Consider the following 2,057-nt stretch of genomic DNA (forward strand, 5'->3'; position numbering starts at 1 on the left):
GGCAAAAAATCGCTGTAGTCTGCGATAGTGACTGTCGGTCTTGCCACCCTTAGGAAGGTGTCTTGCTATTTTTTTTAAGATTACTGCTTTGAGCAGTAATCAGGGCTATTATCATTAGGCTCAAACAATTGATTCTTGCCTTGTTCATGCTCAGGTTTTGGGTTAAAGTCTCACTAAGTCTGTTAAAGTTTGGCATGGTCTGATTCGTCTTAAAAATTACTATTATGCCTTTGCTTTAACAGACTTTTTGTTTTTTTGTCGTGTGCAGAGCTATTTGTCTTAACTATCTATGATAAAAAAGCCAAGTTATTGAATAGCTGGGCTTTTTTATGGTCTGACTTATAAGCTTTTCAATTAACGACGCACATCTTTTGGTGCATCGCCATTTGGCCAATCTTTGTCTTTATTGGCTTTGACAGGGCGCGGCAAATGGGTAAAGTAGGCGGCAATATCGACCGCTTCTTGATCGCTTAGTGTATTGCCCTGACCGAACGGCATTTTACCTTTAATAAAGGCCGCGGCGGTATATGTACGCGCCATGCCTGCGCCATCATTAAAGGATTTATCGCCAGCTACCGCAGGATAGATATAAGTACCATCGTCATTATATTGACCTTCGCCATTATCACCGTGACAAACGCTACATTTTTCTGCAAATAGCTTTTCACCCGTTTCAGGGTTTGGCTCTAACTCTTTATTCACTTTTACAAAACCGCGACCTTCAGGTGATACCCCAAATGGCATATCTTGCGACAACCAGCTCATATAAGACACCATCGCATTCATATCATCTGAATCAAGATCGAGTGCTTTACCATTCATCGAACGCTCAAAACAACCGTTAATACGCTCTTGAATGGTATTGACGCGACCTGCGCGTGAGCGATAAATCGGGTAAATACTTGGCATATTGTTCCAAGGTGCAGCATACGCTTCTGAGCCATTGCCTAGGTGACAGCTGGTACAGTTAAGCTGGTTACCAACGTTATTCGGCAGCTCTTTATAAGTATGGTTGGCAAGCTGTAGACCGCGGCGTACGGCAGCGCCATACTCATCATCTGGAATGGTCGATTCGTCTGGCATCTTAATGGACGGCTTACCGCTTGCTGCGCCTGCCGCATCACCGCCGCCTGCGCTAGCGCTCATATCACTGGCAGCTGGCATATTACCTTTTAGCGTTTCGGCACGGGCTTCGAGGGCTTTAACGCGAGCCAAGGCTTCTGCTTCTTCCAAACGGTCAACGGCTTTGGTCTCATTGCTATTACTACAGCCGGCCATACTGACGGCGCTGATGGCAAAGATAGTGGCTACTAACAGGGAGGAGGGCTTAGCACGTGGAAAGTTTATCATTGGAATATCCTTATGTTAGAAAATAATATGTAAATCTATATTTATATGATAGCTTGGTCGTCATGATGGCAAAACTTATTTTAAGATTTTAGCTAAATAAATGGCTCGGATTCCAGTATTGATCAATGCCAACATAGTTGGCGTCATATCATTCAGCTTATCGCTACTGCCTAATATTAGCTATTAATCCGCTTGATTCTGCCTATCAAAACTCGACCAGTAATTAATCTGTAATTTGCTAGTAACATAATTGTATCAAATACAAATACGTAAAGTGTTTTTAAATTGAAAAAGAACACTAAAGCGACAAATGATGCCAACAGATGGTGAACGTTCTAAATAGCAAGGCATACTGTTTTTACTAAAAGCGCGTAAATATGAAAATATTTACGCGCTTTTTTTTGATGAAGATATTTTTATATAGTAATTGCAAAATAAAATCGATACGTTAGTATTCCCGTGCTAATGGGATAGATTTTTCTTGCTTGCTGTTCGCAGGCGTAACAGAGGCTGCAAAAAACTCACCCCATTAGCACTTTGTATCGGTTTTAGATCGAATAGACGACAGCTGTTTAACTTATTCTCTGCACACGACAAAAAAATCATCCCCACCCGATTTTCATAGGTTTAGGGGTTAAAAAGCTAACTAACTGTCGAAATACAGTCTTATCATTGTTAAAGAACACCAAGTGAAGGCCCTCAATCAA

General features: G+C 41.5%; 1 protein-coding gene. It reads right to left on the bottom strand.

Annotation, left to right across the window (positions count from 1 at the left end):
• Nucleotides 1-354 precede the first annotated feature (354 nt).
• On the bottom strand, nt 355-1,350 hold the full coding sequence (locus JMX75_RS12800) for a c-type cytochrome (RefSeq protein WP_102078934.1): 996 nt from the start codon (nt 1,348-1,350) through the stop codon (nt 355-357).
• Nucleotides 1,351-2,057 lie beyond the last annotated feature (707 nt).

Source organism: Psychrobacter sp. LFX-11D (assembly GCF_904846475.1).
GTDB lineage: Bacteria > Pseudomonadota > Gammaproteobacteria > Pseudomonadales > Moraxellaceae > Psychrobacter > Psychrobacter cryohalolentis.